The organism is Afifella sp. H1R (assembly GCF_021462425.1).
Classification (GTDB): Bacteria; Pseudomonadota; Alphaproteobacteria; order Rhizobiales; family Afifellaceae; genus Afifella; species Afifella aestuarii.
In genome coordinates, this window is record NZ_JAKEDY010000001.1 from 1,746,222 (window position 1) to 1,764,255 (window position 18,034).

The window sequence follows — 18,034 nt, forward strand, 5'->3', positions numbered from 1 at the left end:
AGCCTGAGCCCCAGCGGCTCAGGCGAATTCGAAGCGGATCGGCTGCGCGCCTTCCCACAACGTCATCGGGCCGAGCTTCGCGAGATCCTCGAGCCCCGAGGTCAGCGTGATGAAATGGTTGCCGGCGAGCTGGCCGACCTTTGAGGCGAAATGCACGCCGCCATAGGCGAGCAGGATCTCCGTCTCGCTGATCCCGCCCGGATAGAGCACGATCTGGCCGGGCGCCGGATAGCTCGTATGGTTCTCGTAACCGACGCCGAACTGCATGTCGCCGAGCGGGATCCACACGCCCTCGCCGCTCCAGCGCACATGCACGATCTTGCTTTCGAACGGCATCACCTTGCGGAACGCCGCGCAGGTCTGAGGCGCCGCCTCTTCCTCGAGCCTCGCATCGAACCGGTATGGCCCCGCATGCACCACGAGCTTCGACATCGTGTCCTCCCATTCCTCGCAACCGGCCGCTTTTCCCGCACTTTCGCGAGAGCCACAAGCACCCGGCGCCACGCCCTGCCCCGGCGGCTCGCGGCGCCTTCGCCGGGAAACGCGTCGCGCGCATCGTTTGACCAATGGAGGAAGTGCTTCTTCTGTGGCAAAGAGAACAGATTGGGGGAGAAGAGCCGAAAGGCTCGGGTTGTGATCAGGATGGATGCGCAGGAGGAGGAGGTTGGTCCGACCTCTGTGGAACAGGCGACGGCGCTCATCCGGCGCGCCATCGTCACCGCCGAATATCGGCCGGGCGAGCGCCTGAAGGTCGCCGATGCGGCGCGCCGCTTCGGCTTCAGCGCCATGCCGGTGCGCGAGGCTTTGCGCAAATTGGAGGGCGAAGGGCTCGTCGCCATCCTGCCCAATCGCGGCGCCGTCATCCGCCCGATCGACGAGAAATTCCTGAAGGACGTCTACGAGGTCCGCACCGCGCTCGAAACGCTCGCGGTGCAGCGGCTCATGCCGCGCATCACCCTCGCCATGCTCGACGAGCTCGCAGCCCTGCAGGCGGCCCATGCCGCGGCGGTGGAGAGAGCCGATCTCGAAGAGATCATCATGGCCAACCGCGCCTTGCACACCAGGCTCTTCGAACTGGCCGGCAATGCGGAGGCGACGCGCCTCTTCGAGCTTGGCTGGGAGCTCATCTATGCGCTCCGCCGGCGCCTCGGCTACCGGCCCAACCGGCTCGCCTCCGTGATCGAAGAGCACCGGCTCCTCGTCGATGCGCTCCGCCGGCACGATTTCGCCGCCTGCGCCGCCATCCTGCGCATGCACAACACCGCCGGCATGGAAGACATGATCGCCTCGCTCGCGGGCGAGTGAGCCACCCGCCGATTTCAGATTGGAGGGCGATTTCGGAACGATGCCTCCGTCATGCCGTTCGTCTCCACTCACACAGTGGAAAGGACGCCATGATAAGGGCTTTCGCCGCCACCCTGCGCGCCGCTTCGAGCGCGACCGCAATCGCCGGGCTCACCGCCGCCGCGGCTCTTGCCGCAGCGCCCGTCCTTGTGCCGACAACCGCGGCCGCCGCCCCCAAGGGCTGGACGACGTATGCCGATCCCCACTCCGGCGCCCGCCTCGCCTATCCCGAAGAGCTTTTCCCGCAAGAGGCACCCCTCGCCTATGGCACCGCCTTCGTCGGCGATGAGGCGCGGCTCGAACTCTCCGCCCGCGCGGTCGAAGGCGTCGACGACGCCGCCGATCTGCGCGCCCTCATGCGCGGCACCGGCGGCTACGAAAACGTCACCTACTCGCCGCAGGGGCAGAACTGGCTGGTCGTCTCCGGCTATCGCGGTTCGGACATTTTTTACGAAAAGTTCTTCGTGCGCGGCGACACGGTGCAGGGTTTCAGCCTGCAATATCCCGCCGCAAAGCGCGGCATTTTCGATTCTGTCGTCGAAGGCGTAGAGGATTCCTTCCGTGCCGGCCGCCCCGAGACGAGATGAGATGAGCCGCTAAGCCCCCGCCCGATCTGCGCAATCCCGGCCCCGTCCGGCTCCCTCGCGGCCTTCACGCCGTTCGGTTCCATCGCCGCGACGCCACGCCGCAGCGCCGCCTTCCGCCGGGCTCGCGGAGCCGATTGAACTTTCAGAGGCCACTCCGACAGGCGGTTTTCCGCCTTCTGCCGGGCCCGCCCATTCGCCCTCGCGCCGCAGCCGAGTTTGCAAACCCGTCGGTTTTTAATCTCTTCGACTCAAGCTCCTTAACTGCAAAATCAAGTGTTTCTGTTCTGCTGCGTCAGCTTCGGAAAACTGCAACATCGCGCAGGCAAGCAGGACACGAAGGCCCACAGCCTCCGGATCATCCACGATAACCACAACACAGCTGCCATTTTAGAGACGATGTAGTTTTGATTACGACGGCGAGATTCGGGATCTCTCGGCAAAATCTATCCCGACAAAACAGCATCCCGAATAAACCTAATTTTGAAGATTGCACGACAATGAGATCAAAATACAAATTGCAGGCCCCTTAATGTTCCGCCTTTCACTGTTCTTAGCCACCTTACTTTCAACCATTGTCGGCAGCCCCGTCGCCGCACAGGACCTGACGCTGCGCTGGCTCGGCGCAAGCGGCGCCGTTCTCGCGGAAAAGCTGATGAGCGTGGAAGACATCGAGGCGCTCGAGCAGCAGGTGATCGTCACCCACACGCCCTGGGAGGCGGGAAACCAGACCTTCAGCGGCCCGCTCCTCGCCACCCTCGCCGATCTTGCGGGTCTCCCCGTCGTCGAAGCGGCTCTCGTCGCGCTCAACGATTATTCCGCCGAAATCCCGCAATCGGACTGGGCGCTCTACGACGTCATCATGGCGGTGCGCCACGACGGTGAGGAAATGCGCATCCGCGACAAGGGCCCCTTCCGCATCGTCTATCCCGTCGACGCGTATCCCGAGCTTGCGAGCCATCTCTACCACAGCCGGATGATCTGGCAGATCCGGAGCATCGACTTCCGTGTTGAGTAAGAAGGCAAAAATCGCGCGCAAGCTGCTTGCCGGCGCCCTCGTCGTCACGACGCTCGGCCTCTTCATCGCCACCGGCATGCTCTATCTCCGCCAGTCCGAGCAGCGCCAGCTCCTGGCAACCTCCATCCGCAGCTCCGGCTGGGTCGCCTATCAGGCGCAGCTCGAATACGTCAAAACCACCGCCACTCTGGATATCGCCCGCGACGATCCCTCCCCCCGCATCATCGACCAGCTCAGGCTGCGTCTGGAACTTCTCGATTCGCGCCTGCCGCTCCTCTATGCCTCGGAAGAAGGCCGCCTGATTGCGGGCATCGATGCGTTCGCCCCGGCCCTCAAGGCCTATCGGACGCGCATCGACGCCTATCTCGCCCGGCTCGAAGCCCCGCTTCCGCCACCTCCGAAGAGCGGGCGCCTCATCTCGCAATGGCGCAGCGAACTCGTTCCTCTCGGGCGCGATCTGCAAACCATCCTGGAGGCGGCCGTCGTCGACAACGACGAGATCAACCGCCGCGAAGCCGCGCTTTCGAAAGAAACGGCAGCGCTTCCCCTCACCTTGATGTTCATCAGCGGCAGCGGCCTCATTTTGCTTCTCGTCGTCCAGGCACGACGCGATCGCCGGCGTCTGCACGACGTCCTGGAGGCGCGGCGCGCCCAGATCGAGGTCGAAACCAGCTTCGAAAAGACCATGCAGGCGATGCCCTTCGTCGCCTTGATCTTCGATCCGGACACCCACGAAGTGAAATTCGCCAATGACGAAGCGCTTGAGCTCGTCGGCGCCCCGCTCACCCATCCGGATTGGACCCGGCTCATCCGCTCCGCCATCGACGTGTCCAAGGCAACGGATCAGGGCGAAACCCGCTCCACGATTTTGAGCTTCGGTCGCCGCGACGGCGAGATCAGCTCCCTGCGCGGCACCATTTCGCCCGCGCGCTGGCGCGGCCGGCGGCTGCGCATGCTGGCCCTCGCCGACGTCACCAAATTGCGCGATGCCGAACTCAAGGTGATGCAGGCGGCGAAGCTCGCGACGCTCGGCGAAATGGCGACCGCCATCGCCCATGAAACCAACCAGCCTCTCGCCGTCATCCGGCTCGCCATCGCCAATGCCCGCCGCCTCTTGGAGAATGGCGAGACCGGCGAGGCGCTCGCCGCCAAACTCACCCGCATCAGCGACCAGGTGGAACGGGTGAAGCGCATCACCGACCAGGTCCGCCGCTATGGGCGCCTCACCTCACAGCAATGCGAGCCCTTCGCCCTTCACGACGCCGTTCAGCTCGCCATCGGCTTCGTCGCCGAGCAATATCGCGCCGCCGGCATCCGCCTCGATATCGACCTCGATTTCTCCACCGATCTCGCCGTCGCCGGCGAACAGACGATGTTCGAGCAGGTCATCGTCAACATTCTGGTGAATGCCCGCGATGCCCTCGATGCGCTTCACGATCGCGACATCGATCGAATTCCGGTTCTCCAGGTGCGCGGCTGGGCGCAGGCCGGCTCGGTCGTCCTGGAACTCGAAGACAATGCCGGCGGCATTCCCGAAGAGATCATCGCGCATCTCTTCGATCCCTTCGTGACGACGAAACCCGTCGGCAAGGGCACCGGTCTCGGTCTTTCCATGGCCCGCAACATCGTACGCGACATGAGCGGCGACATCGTCGCCCGCAACGTCAGAGCCGGGGCATGCTTCACCATCCGCCTGCCCATCGCCTCTGAGGCCCTCTCGCTTGAAGAAGCCGCCTGATGTCACCTCGCTCAATTTTGATCTGTGAGGACGAGCGCGAGCTTGCGGCCGAAATCGCCGAATTTCTGGAGGCCGAACACTGGCGACCGACCTTGTGCGCCAGCGTTTCGCAGGCACACGCTCTGCTTGTGCAAGGACTTGCGCCCGATTGCCTTTTGACCGATCTGCGCCTTGGCGAAATGAGCGGCCTCGACCTCATTGCCCGCACCCGGCGGCTCCCGAAACCGCTGCGTCCGCGGGTTCTCGCTCTCATCACCGGCGAGGCGACGGACGTCGCGCTCGGCGAACCCTTCGGCCCCGACGTCCTCTTCTTCAAGCCCGTCGATCCGTTCGAAATGCTGGCGGATCTGGAAGCGCGTTTCGTGGACTGCAAAATCATCCGCTGGCCGCTCGCCACGGTCCGCCGGAATGCAGCTTCGCGTTGAAGCCCCTTGCCCCTGTCGCCCAAAGCTGAGAGACTTGGCCCAATGCAACAAAAGGACGCAGAGCGCTCTTTTGTTGCTGCAGCCTCTGTCTCCGATCTCTCGGGGCAGAATGCCTTCGGGCAAGAATGATGCGGACCTTCAGGCTGTTTACACGATGCGGACCAACGGATTAAGTCGCCCTTGGGGGCGGTCGGGCTATGGGCGGCCGTTTGCGGCCGGACAACTCGATGGGTGTATCGTCAATGAAAGCTTAGCAAGCTTCGCGCGTTTCGGATCAATTGACTAAACCCCGTCTTAGGAAGTGCCTCTCAATCTCCGCCGTGAAACGGAAGGAGGCATCGTGAGGTATCAGCACGATATGGATACCAAGGAACCTGGTGCCAGAACCAAATCCCAGCCGCAGATTCTTCTCGTCGACGACGATATCGACATTCTCGACGAGCTGGCCGAAGGCTTGGCCGCGCTTGATCTGCCGCCGCTGAAGGCGAGCACCGCCGTCGAAGCTCTGGCGATCGTACAGCGCAACCCAGGTTTGCGCGTCATCGTCACCGATCTGCAGATGCCGCAGATCGATGGAATCGAGCTTTTGCAGAAGCTGACGGCAAGGCGGAACAGCCGGCCGCTCACGGCCGTGGTCATGACGGGCAACGCCTCGCTCGATCGCGCCGTCGCGGCGCTGCGTCTCAATGCCGTCGATTTTCTTCAAAAGCCGGTGTCCGCGGAAGAGGTGGCGATCGCCATCCGCCGGGCCCTCGACCTCACCGGCCGCACGAGCCCCGAACCGTCCAAGTCTGCAACGGAATCCGATTATCTTCGCGCCCTGGTCGCAGCACGCACCGATCGCGACGCGATCTTCAAGGCGAAGCTCTTCTCCGATCCGGCCTGGGACATGATGCTGGATCTCGCCGTCGCGGAAGCCACCGGCCGCTTCGTCTCCGTCACGAGCCTGTGTCTCGCCTCCGGCGTCGCCACGACCACGGCTTTGCGCCGCATCGACGAATTGCAGGAGGCGGATCTCATCATGCGCTTCCCCGACGAGACCGACCGTCGTCGCACCCTCGTCCGCCTGACCGAAACCGGTCTTGAGCGCATGCATGCTTTTGTCGAGCGTCAGGCCGCTCGTCTGGGCCTCAAGGTCGGCTGAGCCGCCTCAGGCTCCCCAATCTCTTTTGGGGGCGTCTCTCGGGGCCACCGTCTGGGGCCTCTCTCGGGGGGCCTCTCTCGGGGGGCCACTCTCAGAGCCGCTCCCGGGTCCCGGCCCGGGGTTCTTGACGGTCTGTCTACGGCTCTCTTGTCCGCGTCTCTTCGCGGCTCTCCCAGGGTCGTTGCCCGGGTCTCTGCCTTCTTCGGGAAAAGTCCGCCGCCGCTCAGGCGACGAACTGGTAGCCGAGATAGCGCTTCGCATCGATCACCTCGAAGCCGAGGCGCAGGCGGAGCTTCTTGCGCAGCTTGCTGATGTGGCCTTCCACCACCGTCTCGTCGACGTCGTCGTTGAAGACGCCGTAGATGGCGTTGAAGATCTGCGTCTTGGTCACGCGGCGCATGCGGTTCTTCGCCAGATATTCGAGGATGTGGCGCTCGCGGCGCGGCAGGGCGAGCGGCTCGCCGTCGACTTCCGGGTCGCGGCCGTCGAAGAAGATCTTCAGCCGGTCGCTGGAGACCTCCTGCTTCGGGCCGTTCATGCGCCGCCACACGGCATCGGAGCGCGCCACGATCTCTTTCACATGGATCGGCTTGCGCACCACGTCGTCGATGCCCGCCGTGAAGAGCTCCAGCGTCTGCTCGAGAGAGCGCACGTCGCTCAGGGCGATGATCGGGGCCCGCGAATGGCTGCGGATGAGGTTCGGATAGTTGGGCCGCTCGGCGAAATCGCCGAGGAGGAAGCCCTGCACCGCCGACAGATCCCGCTCAGCGGCCGTCGTCAGCCATTCCTGGAACTCATCGGAGTCGAAACCGACAGCGGAAAGGCCTTCGCGGCTGAACATGGACGTGAAACCGGCAGCGACCTCTGCCCGGGGATCAACAACGACGTACATCTCGCACCCTCGGTATTTAAATTAAAATTTTTCGTATTCCGCAGTATTTGTTGCAGGAGAACTGCGGCTCCGATGGGTTTCGAAGTACCGATCACTTTCATTCCACTCAATCACAACTGAATCCGTTGCCGGAGACGTTTCACTCCAAAATGCTGGATAATAAAATGTTACCGTTCGCGGGCCGAAAAAAGCCCGGATTTCTACGGTTTTCGGAGGGGCTCGGGCGGCGCGCAGCGCGCGTCTGGCGCGCGAGAACGGCGATTGAGAGGATCGGCGGGCCGAATTGTTGCCGATGCGCCACGGTTTTTCAGCCGAAAAGACGCCCGATCGCGCTCGATCGCCCCGGAAGCGGGGCAATTAGATTGTCTTTTGGACTCAAAAAGGAACGATCTCGCCAGGCGCGAGGCACACGACGGCGTGAAGACGGGAAAAGCGACCCGAAAAAAGGGCACGAAGAGGAAGGGACGGGGTGAGGCGCGCGGCTGCCGAAGCAGCCGCGCGGACGACCGCGAGAGTGAGAGGAGCGGCGGTCGTGGAGACGGTTGCGCCGAAAGCCTCCTGAAAGACAATCCGGAAGCTCAACGGGCGCGTCGGCCCACACCTTGAAGGTCGGGCCTGCGGAAGGTGATCAGTTCTCGAAGACGGCTTCGATCTTGCCCTTCAGCGTCTGCGCGTTGAACGGCTTCACGATGTAATTGCTCACGCCTTCTTTCTTGGCGGCGATGACGTTTTCCGACTTCGCCTCGGCCGTGACCATGATGAACGGCGTGGCGTTCAGCTTGTCGTCGGCACGCACCTGCTTCAGAAGCTCGTAACCGGTCATCGGCTCCATGTTCCAGTCAGAGATGACGAGGCCGTAGTCGCGCTCCTTCATCTTGTTGAGCGCCTCGCTGCCATCGGCCGCTTCGTCGATATCTTCGAAGCCGAGCTGCTTTAACAGGTTCTTAATGATCCGGATCATCGTCTTGTAATCGTCGACGACAAGGATCGGCATGGAAAGGTTCAACGACATTCGCCGCGCTCCGTATAGAATCTAGACTGCACCGCTATCTCCGGCGGGATCGAGGTGTGTTTAAATTGAACTGACTTGCGCCAGGCTTGCGCCGCAAACCCCCGCCATCTTTTCTCTTTTCGGACCTTCGAATATACAGTCGCCACTTTCTTTGATGGGATAGGGTTCACGTATGTCCGCAAAGCGCGCCACCGCGAAAAAGGATGTGACCGAGCAGGAGGCTTGGGCACAGCACGCCACCGAGCAGCTCAGCCTGGCACTTCGCCTCGACAAGATTTTCACCGAGCTTTCCGAGCTCCGGCAGATCGCCGGCAAGCAGGATGAGGTCGTCGCCGACCAGCAGAAGCTGTGGCTTGGCGTCGAGGCCATTCAGCACGCCATCCGCGACACGCGCGGCGAAATCGCCTCGATCCACGCCAAGGCTGTCGATTCCAAGCAGTTCAACCGCGCAGCCGACGAGCTTGATGCCGTCGTCGCCGACACGGAGGGCGCCACCGAGACGATCCTCACCTCCGCCGAAGAGATCGACGACATCGCCAGAAAGCTCGGCAAGACACTCGGTGATGACGAGCGCGCCCAGCTGCAGGGGATCAACGACCGCTGCATCGCCATCTTTGAGGCGTGCAACTTTCAGGACATCACCGGCCAGCGCATCTCCAAGGTCGTCAACCTCCTGCAATTCATCGAAGGCCGCATCGACAAGATGCTGAAGATCTGGTCCGGCGAGACCAATGCGTTCGAGGAACATGCCGAAGACGAGCGCGAGGGCGACGAGGCGCTCCTCAACGGTCCGGCGCTCAAGAGCGACGACAACGTCGTTTCGCAGGACGACATCGATTCCCTCTTCAACTGACATCTTCCCCGGGCCGAAAGCGTCGCAACCGTCCGGGGCAGCCGCCAGAAAAGCCGCCTGAAAGATCTTCGGGCAGCCACCTTCGAGCCTTCGCACACGCCCGCCTCGCGCGGGCGTTTTCTTATGGTGCATCGCGCATTCCGCACAACTTCGTGAGCGTCGGCGGAGACTTCCGCAGAGAACCGCCGTTTCCGGCCCTACGCCTTTCGTGGGGTGTCCCGGTGTCGCATTCCGGTCCCGATATGTATTGGCAAAACCGGCTCGGCGGGGACGGGGCACCTCCGCGGAGTTCGCAGCTTTGCGAACTCGCACCTGAACGAAGATTGATCCGAAGGATATTATGATGCGTAGACTTCTCCTTTCCCTTGCCGTCCTTGCCGCTCCGAGCCTGGCCCTCGCCCAGTCGCCGCAGGATGTGGCCGATGCCCGGATCGGCTATTTCCGCCTGCTCGGTCTTGAGATGCACGACCTCGCCGCCATGGCGAAGGGCGAAAAAGATTATGATGCCGAGGCCGCGAAAACCCATGCCGCGAACCTCGAGGCGCTGACGCATTATTCGATGGCCGGCCTCCTCGCCCCCGGCACCTCCAACAAGGACCTGCCCGGCAAGACCCGCGCTCTGCCGGCGATCTGGGACGACATGGATGGCATGCATGCGAAGGCCGAGGCCTACGTCGCCGCTGTCCAGAACCTCAACACCGTCGCCGGCGAAGGCCTCGACCAGCTGCGTCCGGCCGTCGGCAAGCTCGGCGGCGCCTGCAAATCCTGCCACGACGATTTCCGCGCCAAGGATTTCTGAGCCGGAATTTGAAGCCTGGAACGTCTGGTTCGGAGCCTCTCCGGGCCAGGCGCTCCTCGAACCCGAGGAACGATTAACCCAAGGGATCTGAGACATGTCGACAATGAGCGAACCGGGCCGGGGTCCAGTCCCCCGCCCCTCCGGCGATATCCCGCACCGCACCGGACACGCCGAGCACGCACCCTTGCAGGCCGGTGAGGAGATCCGCGTCTGGGATCCGGTGGTGCGCATCTTTCACTGGGCCCTGGTCGTGGCCTTCGCGGCCGCCTGGGGGCTCGGCAAGTTCGGCCCGGACGAGATGACCCTGCATTTTTATGCGGGCTACACGGTGGCGGCTCTCGTCGTCATCCGCATCGTCTGGGGTTTTGTCGGGTCCGCCAATGCGCGCTTCGTGAACTTCGTCAAAGGCCCGCGCAGGATCCTGCATTACGCCCGCCACTTCGCCTCGCGCGAACCGTCGAACTGCCCCGGGCACAACCCTCTCGGCGCCCTCTTCATCGTCGGCGTCCTGATCGTGCTCGCCATGCAGATCGGCACCGGCCTCCTGGCCGATCCGGAGGATTACATCAACGCCGGACCGCTCGCCAAATACGTCTCCATCGAGACGGCGCGGCAGGCGCTCTCATGGCACGAACCCCTCTCGACGCTGCTCCTGATCATGGTGGGCGTCCACATCGCCTCGATCGTCTTCTACAAGCTCTACAAGCACGAAGACCTGATCACGCCGATGTTCACCGGCCGCAAGAAAGGCCTGTGAGAAACCCGGTCCGCGGGCTCCCCCCGCGGGCCGTCTCGCCGGATGGCATCCCGCACCTCCCGTGACGGGGCCTCACGCACAGGCCTCGACATAGGCGAGATACGGCATCACGCCGATATGAAACAGTTTCACCTTGCCGTCCCGGCCGATCTCGAAGCGCAGCGCCGAACTGCCGCTTTCGGCATTGGGTGCCGTCAGATATTTGGCCGGCGCCTCTTCATATTTGTGCGGCTCCTCGCGGAAGCCGCCGAACCAGCTCCGCACCTCTGTCTCGCTGGAGCCGACACCCACGCCCTCGGCCAGCTTGACGTCTGAGCGCTGCCCGACGGTGATGCGCTGCACCTTGCCGTCGGCGACGATCGCATAGACGCCGGGATAATCGGGCGAACTCACCGTGCGGCAGGCCTCGCTCGTCTGCGCCCCCCGCTCCGCAAAACTTCCCCCCTCCGGCACCGCCTCGCCGATCCTGAGATCGCCGAGACCCTCGAGCCCGATCACGTTTCCGGACGCGGGGGCCGACCCGGCCTCGGGCGAGGCAACAGGCGCCGATGCGGACGATGCGGCAGGCGCGCCCGTCTCCGACGCCCCCTCAGACCCCGTATCGGGTGCCGTCTCAGAGCCGCTCCCAGCACTGGCCGCCGGGCTTTCCGAGGTTTGCGAAGAAGCCCCGTTCCCCTTCTGCTGATCTGCGTCCGGAGAGCAGGCTGCAAGGGCGACGAGGAGGGCGAGAGGAAGAAGGGGAAGAGAAGGAAAGCGTGTCATCGCTCCAGAACGCCCGTGGCGCCGCGAGGTTTCCTCGCCACGGCGCGCTGTCGCGCGCACGCCCGCGAAACCGCCCAAGCGCCACCGAGATGTCCAATTGATTTCAATCAATTACACCTTGCCCCGGGTTTTGCATGACTATATGACAGTCACGAAGGTCTATTACGCTAGGTGCATACGCATGACATCTCAATCTCCACGGGAAAATTGATGTCATCGTAGAGAATAGGCGTATGGTGTCGGGATCTATACTTGAAAAAGTAAGTTCAGAGGGCGCAAAGCCCCCGATATCGACGCTGTTTTTTGAAAAATCCGGCGCCAGACCCGCCATTCTCATTTCCTCCGCTGGTCTCATCTCCCGGATTGCCGGCCCCGCGCCGATCCGCACATCCGGTCGCCCGGGCGCAGCTTCCCCTTCCGCCGCCCGCCTTCCGCCGCATGTGAAGGCGAGACGCTGCACGGGGCTTCGAAACGCCCTCTCCTCCCCTATCTTCATCTCGGACCCGACGACCTTCCGCGGCGCACCTGCCGCGCGTCATGAAGGCCGTTCCATGCCGAGAGGCAGATGCTGCGCCATGGCCCGAGGCCCGGCGCAGAGGCGCGATATCTCAGCGCCACCCAAGCTCCCCACTCCTGAAAAGGAAGACAAGCCGTGAAGAAGTTGATCAACAACGCCGAAGACGTGACGCTGGAACAGCTCAAGGGGTTCGGCCTCGCGCATCCTGAGATCGAGGTCCATTTCGACCCGAATTACGTCGCCGTCGCCGGCGGCGTCCAGAACCGGGTGGCCGTCGTCTCCGGCGGCGGTGCCGGCCACGAGCCGCTTCACGGCGGTTATGTCGGCATGGGCATGCTCGATGCGGCCTGCCCCGGCCAGACCTTCACCTCGCCGACCCCCGATCAGATGTATGAAGCCGGCAAGGCCGTGAACGGCGGCAAGGGCATCCTGCAGATCATCAAGAACTACACCGGCGACGTGCTGAACTTCCGCATGGCCGCCGATCTCCTGCGCGACGAGGGCATCGAAGTCCGCAACGTCGTCATCGACGACGACGTCGCCTTGAAGGATTCGCTCTACACCGCCGGCCGCCGCGGCCTCGGCACCACCGTCATCGCCGAAAAGGTCTGCGGCGCCGCCTCCCAGGAAGGCTACGACCTCGACCAGCTCGCCGCCCTCTGCAAGAAGGTCAACATCCACGGCAAGAGCATGGGCATGGCCCTCACCCCCTGCACCACGCCGCAGAACGGCACGCCGAGCTTCGAACTCGCCGACAACGAGATGGAAATCGGCATCGGCATTCACGGCGAGCCCGGAACCGAGCGCATGCCGATCAAGAGCGCCGACGAGATCACCGAAATCCTCGCCACCCGCATTCTGGAAGACGGCGCCTACACCCGCGAGCTCACCGAATGGGATTCTGAGAAGGGCGATTGGGTCGATGTCGAGGTGAAGGACATCACCTTCCAGTCCGGCGACGAGGCGATCGCCATCGTCAACAGCATGGGCGCAACGCCGATCTCGGAGCTCTACACGGTCTACGCCAAGCTCGCCGAAGTCGCCGAAAAGCACGGCTTGAAGATCGTCCGCAAGCTCATCGGCCATTACATCACCTCGCTCGAAATGGCCGGCGTCTCGATCACGCTGGTGAAGGCCGACGAGGAGATCCTGCGCCTTTACGATGCGCCGGTGAACACACCGGCTCTGCGTTGGGGTGTGTGACCATGAGCGACACCACGAACAGCACGGCGGCCGTTTCGGCCGCCGCCATCCGCCTCTGGCTCCAGAAGAGCGCCGAGGTGCTCGCTGAAAAGCGCGCCTACCTCACCGAGCTCGATTCCCCCATCGGCGATGCCGATCACGGCAACAACATGGACCGCGGCTTCAAGGCCGTCGTCGCGACGCTCTCCGACAAGGAAGATGTCGGCGCCGTCCTGAAGGCCGTCGCCATGACGCTGATCTCCAAGGTCGGCGGCGCTTCGGGCCCGCTTTACGGCACCTTCTTCCTCGACGCCGGCAAACCCTTTGCGGGCAAGGCCGAACTTGAGCCGGCCGATCTCGTGACGATGTTCGAAGACGGCATCGCCGGGGTGAAAAAACGCGGCCGCGCCGAACCCGGCATGAAGACCATGCTCGATGCGCAGATCCCGGCCGCCGAAGCGCTGAAAGCCGCGGTCGCCGAGGGCAAGAGCGCCGCCGAAGCGCTCAAAGCCGCTGCCGACGCCGCGGAAGAAGGCATGAAGGCGACGATCCCGATGCAGGCCCAGCGCGGCCGGGCGAGCTATCTCGGCGAACGCAGCATCGACCATCAGGATCCGGGGGCGACCTCGAGCTATCTGATCATCCGTGCGCTCGCCGATGCGGTCGCCGAGACGTCGCAATGATCGGCATCGTCGTCGTCTCGCACAGCGCCAGGCTTGCCGAGGGCGTGAAGGAACTCGCCGATGGGATGACCCAGGTCGAGATCCCGATCGCCGCGGCCGGCGGCGTCGATGATCCGGACAACCCTCTGGGCACGGATGGCATCCGTGTCCTGGAGGCGATCCACGAGGTCATGTCGGATGAAGGCGTCCTGATCTTCGCCGATCTCGGCTCGGCAAAGCTCAGCGCCGACATGGCGATCGACCTCCTGGAGCCCGAAGAACAGGAAAAGGTCAAATTCTGCGACGCGCCGCTGGTGGAAGGCGTTCTCGCCGCCGCCGTGCAGATCGCCTCCGGCGGCAAGCTCGCCGACGTCATGCGTGAGGCCCAGGAGGCCGGCGCGATCGCCGCTCCCGAAGCGGACTCAGAAGACACCGACGCCGCTGCGCCAAAAGACGACAGCGACACCAAGGCCGAGGAATTCGTCATCCGCAACCGGCATGGCCTCCATGCCCGCCCGGCCTCGCTGCTCGTTCAGACGATGAATGGCTTCGACGGCGACATCCGTCTGGAAAACCTCACCAAGGGCAAGAAGCCGGTCAACGCCAAGAGCATCAACGGCATCATGCTCTCGGCCGTCACCGGCAATGACCGCATCCGCCTCACCGCTGCGCCGGAAGAGGCAGACGCGGTCTTTGCCGCCATGCGCCGCCTCGTCGAGGACAATTTCGGCGAAGACGACGCGATGCCGGCCGAGGCGCCCGCACCTTCAAAGCCGTCCCCGTCCGAGCCCCAGGCCGCCGCCTCTCCCGGCACGTCGGAGGCACCGGAGGCGACCGACACGCTGACCGGCATCACCATCGCACCCGGCTTCGCCCTCGGCCCGCTCCATCATGTCCGCCAGGAAATGCCGAAGATCGAGGCGGCCGCAATCGACGATCCCGACGCCGAAATCGCGCGTTTCGACAAGGCGCTGCAAGATGCGGAAGCGGAGATCAAGGCCGCCATGCAGGCGATGGGTGAGGGCCTGAGCGACTATGATCGCCAGATCTTTTCCGCCCACATCACCTATCTCCACGACCCGGAAATCACCGGCGGCGTGCGCGAGCGCATCCGCTCCGAAAAGCTCGGCGCGGCCGCAATCTGGCAGGAGACGATGTCGGAGCTCGCCGACACCTATTCCGGGCTCGAAGACAAGCTCCTGCAGGGCCGGGCCGCCGATATCGTCGATGTCGGCCAGCGCGTCCTGCGCTTTCTCGTCGGCGACGAGGCGGCCTCCGCCCTCCCCGACGAGCCGGCCATTCTGGCGTTTCACGAATTGCGCCCTTCCGACGTCCTGCGCCTCGCCGACACGTCGGTTCTCGGCATCTGTTCCGCGGTCGGCGGTGAAACCTCCCATGCCGGCATTTTGGCGAGCAATCTGTCGATCCCCGTCGTCTTCTCCCTCGGCGAGGGGCTGAACGGCGTGAAAGACGGCCAGAAAGTCCTGCTCGACGGCGGCAAGGCCCGTCTCGATCTTGCGCCCGATCCGGATGACATCGCCAGGATGGAGCGCGACCGCGCCGCCTTCGAAGCCCTTCGCGCCGAAGCGGAAGCGGCCAAAGACCTCGCGGCCGAAACCAAAGACGGCCACCGCGTGCGCGCCGCCGCCAACATGGCCTCGCTCGAAGAGCTCGCCGCCGTCGCCGACAGCGGCGCGGAAGAAATCGGCCTGATGCGCACCGAATTCCTCTTCATGGACCGCGACGCGGCGCCCGACGAGGACGAGCAGACGGAGATCTACAAGCGCATCATCGCCGGCCTGAAGGGCAAACCCCTCACCGTGCGCACCATGGATATCGGCGGCGACAAGCCGGTCGCCTATATGGACCGGCCGGCGGAGGAAAACCCCAATCTCGGCTGGCGTGGCCTGCGCTACAGCCTCGACGAGACGGCGCTCTTCGACACCCAGCTCGCGGCGACCCTCAGGGCGAGCGCCGAGGGTCCCGTGCGCATCATGTTCCCGATGGTTTCCACGCTTGAGGAGCTGCGGGCCGCAAAAGATCGGCTGCAAGCCGTCAAGGACAGGCTCGGCAAGGCCGGCCAGCCCTTCGACGACAAGCTCGAAATCGGCATCATGATCGAGGTGCCGGCCGCCGCCGAAATGGCCGACCGCCTCGCCCCGGAGGTCGATTTCTTCAGCATCGGCACCAACGACCTCACGCAATATATGATGGCGGCCGACCGGGCGAACCCGAAGGTGCAAAAGCTCTCCGATCCGCTCCAGCCGGCGGTCCTGCGCATGATCGCCCGCGCGATCGCAGCCGCCCACGAGGCCGGCATCTGGATCGGCATGTGCGGGGCGATGGCCGGCAACCGCCTCGCCGCCCCGGTCCTTCTCGGTCTCGGGCTCGACGAGTTCAGCATGAAGCCCGTCGATATCGGCACCTTCAAGCTCACCGTCCGCCGCCTCGCAAAGCCCGCCTGCGAGGATCTCGCAGCCGAAGTGCTGAAGCTTGACGGGGCGGAAGCCGTCCGCAAACGCGTCACGGCCTTCCTCGACGAAATCGAGACGGGCTGAAAACCTGTGGCCAGGCCTGGGCCGGGCTTAGGCCAGGCCTGGGCCGGGCTTAGGCCAGGCCCAGAGCCGCCTGAGCCGCCCCGAAGACAAACCCGCCGACGCCTCACCCCTTCGTCAGGATGGCGCCGGCGATCACGTCGAAAAGGTGGTCGGCCCGCGCCCGAAGCGCCGGCTGATCCCGCAGCCACGCGAGCGCACTCAACAGCGCAAAGAAGTCCGTGCCGTCGAGATCGGCCCGCGCCGCGCCCTCCGCCTGCGCCCGGGCGAGAAGCCGCCCGCCCGCCGCGTGCATCTCCTGGCAGGAGGCATGAAGCGCCGAGGCCTCGTCGGCGATCGCCGCCACCATCGCCTCGATCGCCCCCCTGAAATTGTGCGCGACGGCGACGGCCTCGCGCAGCCACGCCACCAGCGCATCCCCCGATGAATGTGTGGCTTCAAGCTCCGCGGCCCGCGCCGTCAGCGCATCGAAGCTTTCGCGCAGCAGCGCATCGAGCAGCGCCTCGCGGCTCGGAAAGTGGCGATAGAGCGTCCCCAGGCCGACGCCGGCCCGGCGCGCGATATCGCGCAGCGAGGCATCGGCGCCCTCTTCGGCGACCACCTCGCGCGCCACGGCCAGAAGCTGCGCGTAATTCTTCCTCGCGTCGGCTCGCATTCTCTCCCCTTGACAAACGGAACACTGCTCCGAATATATGGAGCACCGTTCCGGATATTCCTATCCCATCCACCGCAAGGGTGAAAGCCATGTCGCCAGAGACGATGCCTGCGACCCTCAGCGAGACCATGAAAGCCGTTCGCTTCCACGCCTTCGGCGGGCCGGACGTGCTCCGCTACGAGGACGCGCCGAAGCCCTCGCCGGCACCGGGCGAAGTCCTCGTGCGCGTCCATGCGATCGGCCTCAACCCGCCCGACTGGTACCTGCGCGACGGCTACAGCATGCTGCCGCTCGAATGGCAGCCGAAGGTCGACTTCCCGGCCATTCCGGGAACCGACATATCCGGCACCGTCGAAGCGCTCGGCCCCGGCACCGAAGGTTTCGCAGCGGGCGACGACGTCTATGCGATGGTGCGCTTTCCCGAAGGTCTCGCCGGGCAAAGCCGGGCTTACGCGGAATATGTCACCGTGCCGGCGTCCGAGCTTGCTCGAAAACCCGCCGGCATCGATCACGCCCATGCGGCCGCCGCCCCGATGTCGCTTTTGACCGCCTGGCAGTTTCTGATCGACCTCGGCCACGATGAGCCGAACCCGTTGCAGCCGGCGCAGCATCGCCCGGTCCCCCTTGCCGGCAAGACCGTGCTCGTCAACGGCGCGGCGGGCGGCGTCGGGCATTTCGCGGTGCAGATCGCAAAGTGGCAGGGCGCGCGCGTCATCGCCGTCGCTTCCGGCCGCAACGAGGCTTTTCTGCGCGGTCTCGGCGCCGATGATGTCATCGACTACACCAGGACTCCGCCCGAAGAGGTCGTCCACGATCTCGATCTCGTCGTGGATGCCGTCGGCGGCCCACGAACCGGCCGCTTCCTCGCCACCCTGAAACCCGGCGGGGCCCTCTTTCCGATCTTCCCGCTCGGTTTTGCCGGCACTGAGGAAGCCGAGAAGCGCGGCATCACGGTCTCCGCGACGCAGGTGCGCTCGAGCGGCACGCAGCTTGCCGAACTCGCCCGCCGCCTCGACGACGGCACCTTTCGCGCAATGATCGACAGCACCTTCCCGCTCGCCGAAGCGCGTCAGGCCCACGAACGCGCTGCGCAAGGTCACATCCAGGGCAAGATCGTCCTCACCGTCGCCTGAGA

General features: G+C 64.5%; 18 protein-coding genes. 13 read left to right on the forward strand and 5 right to left on the reverse strand.

Features of this window, described 5'->3' with window-relative positions:
- Positions 1–18: 18 nt before the first annotated feature.
- Complete coding sequence (locus L0F51_RS08340; protein WP_234628735.1) at positions 19–432, reverse strand: DUF3830 family protein; 414 nt, start codon at positions 430–432, stop codon at positions 19–21.
- Positions 433–642: 210 nt separating this feature from the next.
- On the opposite strand from L0F51_RS08340, the gene L0F51_RS08345 reads away from it, so the two are divergent.
- From L0F51_RS08345 to L0F51_RS08370, 6 genes are all read left to right on the forward strand, one after another.
- A complete protein-coding gene (locus tag L0F51_RS08345) occupies positions 643–1,305 on the forward strand; it encodes a GntR family transcriptional regulator (protein ID WP_234629382.1) in 663 nt (220 codons plus the stop codon).
- An 89-nt stretch (positions 1,306–1,394) separates the two neighbouring features.
- Positions 1,395–1,931, forward strand: a complete 537-nt coding sequence (locus L0F51_RS08350; protein WP_234628736.1) for a hypothetical protein — start codon at positions 1,395–1,397, stop codon at positions 1,929–1,931.
- 529 nt (positions 1,932–2,460) lie between these two features.
- Positions 2,461–2,946 carry a molybdopterin-dependent oxidoreductase gene (locus L0F51_RS08355; protein WP_234628737.1) on the forward strand — a complete coding sequence of 162 codons (486 nt, stop codon included), beginning with the start codon at positions 2,461–2,463 and terminating at the stop codon, positions 2,944–2,946.
- Positions 2,939–4,684 (forward strand): sensor histidine kinase, encoded by a 1,746-nt coding sequence (locus L0F51_RS08360; protein ID WP_234628738.1) that lies wholly within the window; start codon positions 2,939–2,941, stop codon positions 4,682–4,684. The genes L0F51_RS08355 and L0F51_RS08360 overlap by 8 nt, the downstream gene beginning before the upstream one ends.
- Complete coding sequence (locus L0F51_RS08365) at positions 4,684–5,109, forward strand: response regulator (protein WP_234628739.1); 426 nt, start codon at positions 4,684–4,686, stop codon at positions 5,107–5,109. The genes L0F51_RS08360 and L0F51_RS08365 overlap by 1 nt, the downstream gene beginning before the upstream one ends.
- Before the next feature lie 340 nt (positions 5,110–5,449).
- Positions 5,450–6,253 (forward strand): response regulator, encoded by an 804-nt coding sequence (locus tag L0F51_RS08370; RefSeq protein ID WP_234628740.1) that lies wholly within the window; start codon positions 5,450–5,452, stop codon positions 6,251–6,253.
- 223 nt (positions 6,254–6,476) lie between these two features.
- Here L0F51_RS08370 and L0F51_RS08375 read toward each other — a convergent pair whose 3' ends face one another.
- Together L0F51_RS08375 and L0F51_RS08380 are read right to left on the reverse strand one after the other, a co-directional pair.
- The gene (locus tag L0F51_RS08375) at positions 6,477–7,145 is read right to left on the reverse strand and encodes a response regulator transcription factor (protein ID WP_234628741.1); all 669 of its coding nucleotides are present in this window, start codon (positions 7,143–7,145) and stop codon (positions 6,477–6,479) included.
- 628 nt (positions 7,146–7,773) lie between these two features.
- Positions 7,774–8,157 (reverse strand): response regulator, encoded by a 384-nt coding sequence (locus L0F51_RS08380; protein WP_234628742.1) that lies wholly within the window; start codon positions 8,155–8,157, stop codon positions 7,774–7,776.
- A gap of 172 nt (positions 8,158–8,329) precedes the next feature.
- Here L0F51_RS08380 and L0F51_RS08385 point away from each other — a divergent pair, with 172 nt between their 5' ends.
- The 3 genes from L0F51_RS08385 (at position 8,330) to L0F51_RS08395 (ending at position 10,566) form a co-directional block, all read left to right on the forward strand.
- Positions 8,330–9,010 (forward strand): protein phosphatase CheZ, encoded by a 681-nt coding sequence (locus L0F51_RS08385; protein WP_234628743.1) that lies wholly within the window; start codon positions 8,330–8,332, stop codon positions 9,008–9,010.
- Positions 9,011–9,353: 343 nt separating this feature from the next.
- Positions 9,354–9,809 carry a cytochrome c gene (locus L0F51_RS08390; protein ID WP_234628744.1) on the forward strand — a complete coding sequence of 152 codons (456 nt, stop codon included), beginning with the start codon at positions 9,354–9,356 and terminating at the stop codon, positions 9,807–9,809.
- Positions 9,810–9,903: 94 nt separating this feature from the next.
- Positions 9,904–10,566, forward strand: coding sequence for a cytochrome b/b6 domain-containing protein (locus tag L0F51_RS08395; protein WP_234628745.1), 663 nt, complete (start codon positions 9,904–9,906; stop codon positions 10,564–10,566).
- Positions 10,567–10,638: 72 nt separating this feature from the next.
- Here the strand turns inward: L0F51_RS08395 and L0F51_RS08400 are convergent, their stop codons facing one another.
- Entirely contained in the window at positions 10,639–11,064 is a 426-nt protein-coding gene (locus L0F51_RS08400) for a hypothetical protein (RefSeq protein ID WP_234628746.1), read from the reverse strand.
- Positions 11,065–11,980: 916 nt separating this feature from the next.
- Between L0F51_RS08400 and dhaK the strand changes: the two genes are divergently transcribed.
- Genes dhaK through ptsP form a run of 3 tightly spaced genes read left to right on the forward strand, consistent with a single transcriptional unit; the run spans position 11,981 to position 16,247 of the window.
- On the forward strand, positions 11,981–13,048 hold the full coding sequence (gene dhaK / locus L0F51_RS08405; RefSeq protein WP_234628747.1) for a dihydroxyacetone kinase subunit DhaK: 1,068 nt from the start codon (positions 11,981–11,983) through the stop codon (positions 13,046–13,048).
- A 2-nt stretch (positions 13,049–13,050) separates the two neighbouring features.
- Positions 13,051–13,710, forward strand: coding sequence for a dihydroxyacetone kinase subunit DhaL (gene dhaL / locus L0F51_RS08410; protein ID WP_234628748.1), 660 nt, complete (start codon positions 13,051–13,053; stop codon positions 13,708–13,710).
- Positions 13,707–16,247, forward strand: a complete 2,541-nt coding sequence (gene ptsP / locus L0F51_RS08415) for a phosphoenolpyruvate--protein phosphotransferase (RefSeq protein ID WP_234628749.1) — start codon at positions 13,707–13,709, stop codon at positions 16,245–16,247. Before dhaL ends, ptsP begins: the two co-directional genes overlap by 4 nt.
- Positions 16,248–16,350: 103 nt before the next feature.
- Here ptsP and L0F51_RS08420 read toward each other — a convergent pair whose 3' ends face one another.
- A complete protein-coding gene (locus L0F51_RS08420; RefSeq protein ID WP_234628750.1) occupies positions 16,351–16,899 on the reverse strand; it encodes a TetR/AcrR family transcriptional regulator in 549 nt (182 codons plus the stop codon).
- Between the two features lie 89 nt (positions 16,900–16,988).
- On the opposite strand from L0F51_RS08420, the gene L0F51_RS08425 reads away from it, so the two are divergent.
- Positions 16,989–18,032, forward strand: coding sequence for an NADP-dependent oxidoreductase (locus tag L0F51_RS08425; protein WP_234628751.1), 1,044 nt, complete (start codon positions 16,989–16,991; stop codon positions 18,030–18,032).
- The last annotated feature ends 2 nt before the right edge of the window (positions 18,033–18,034 follow it).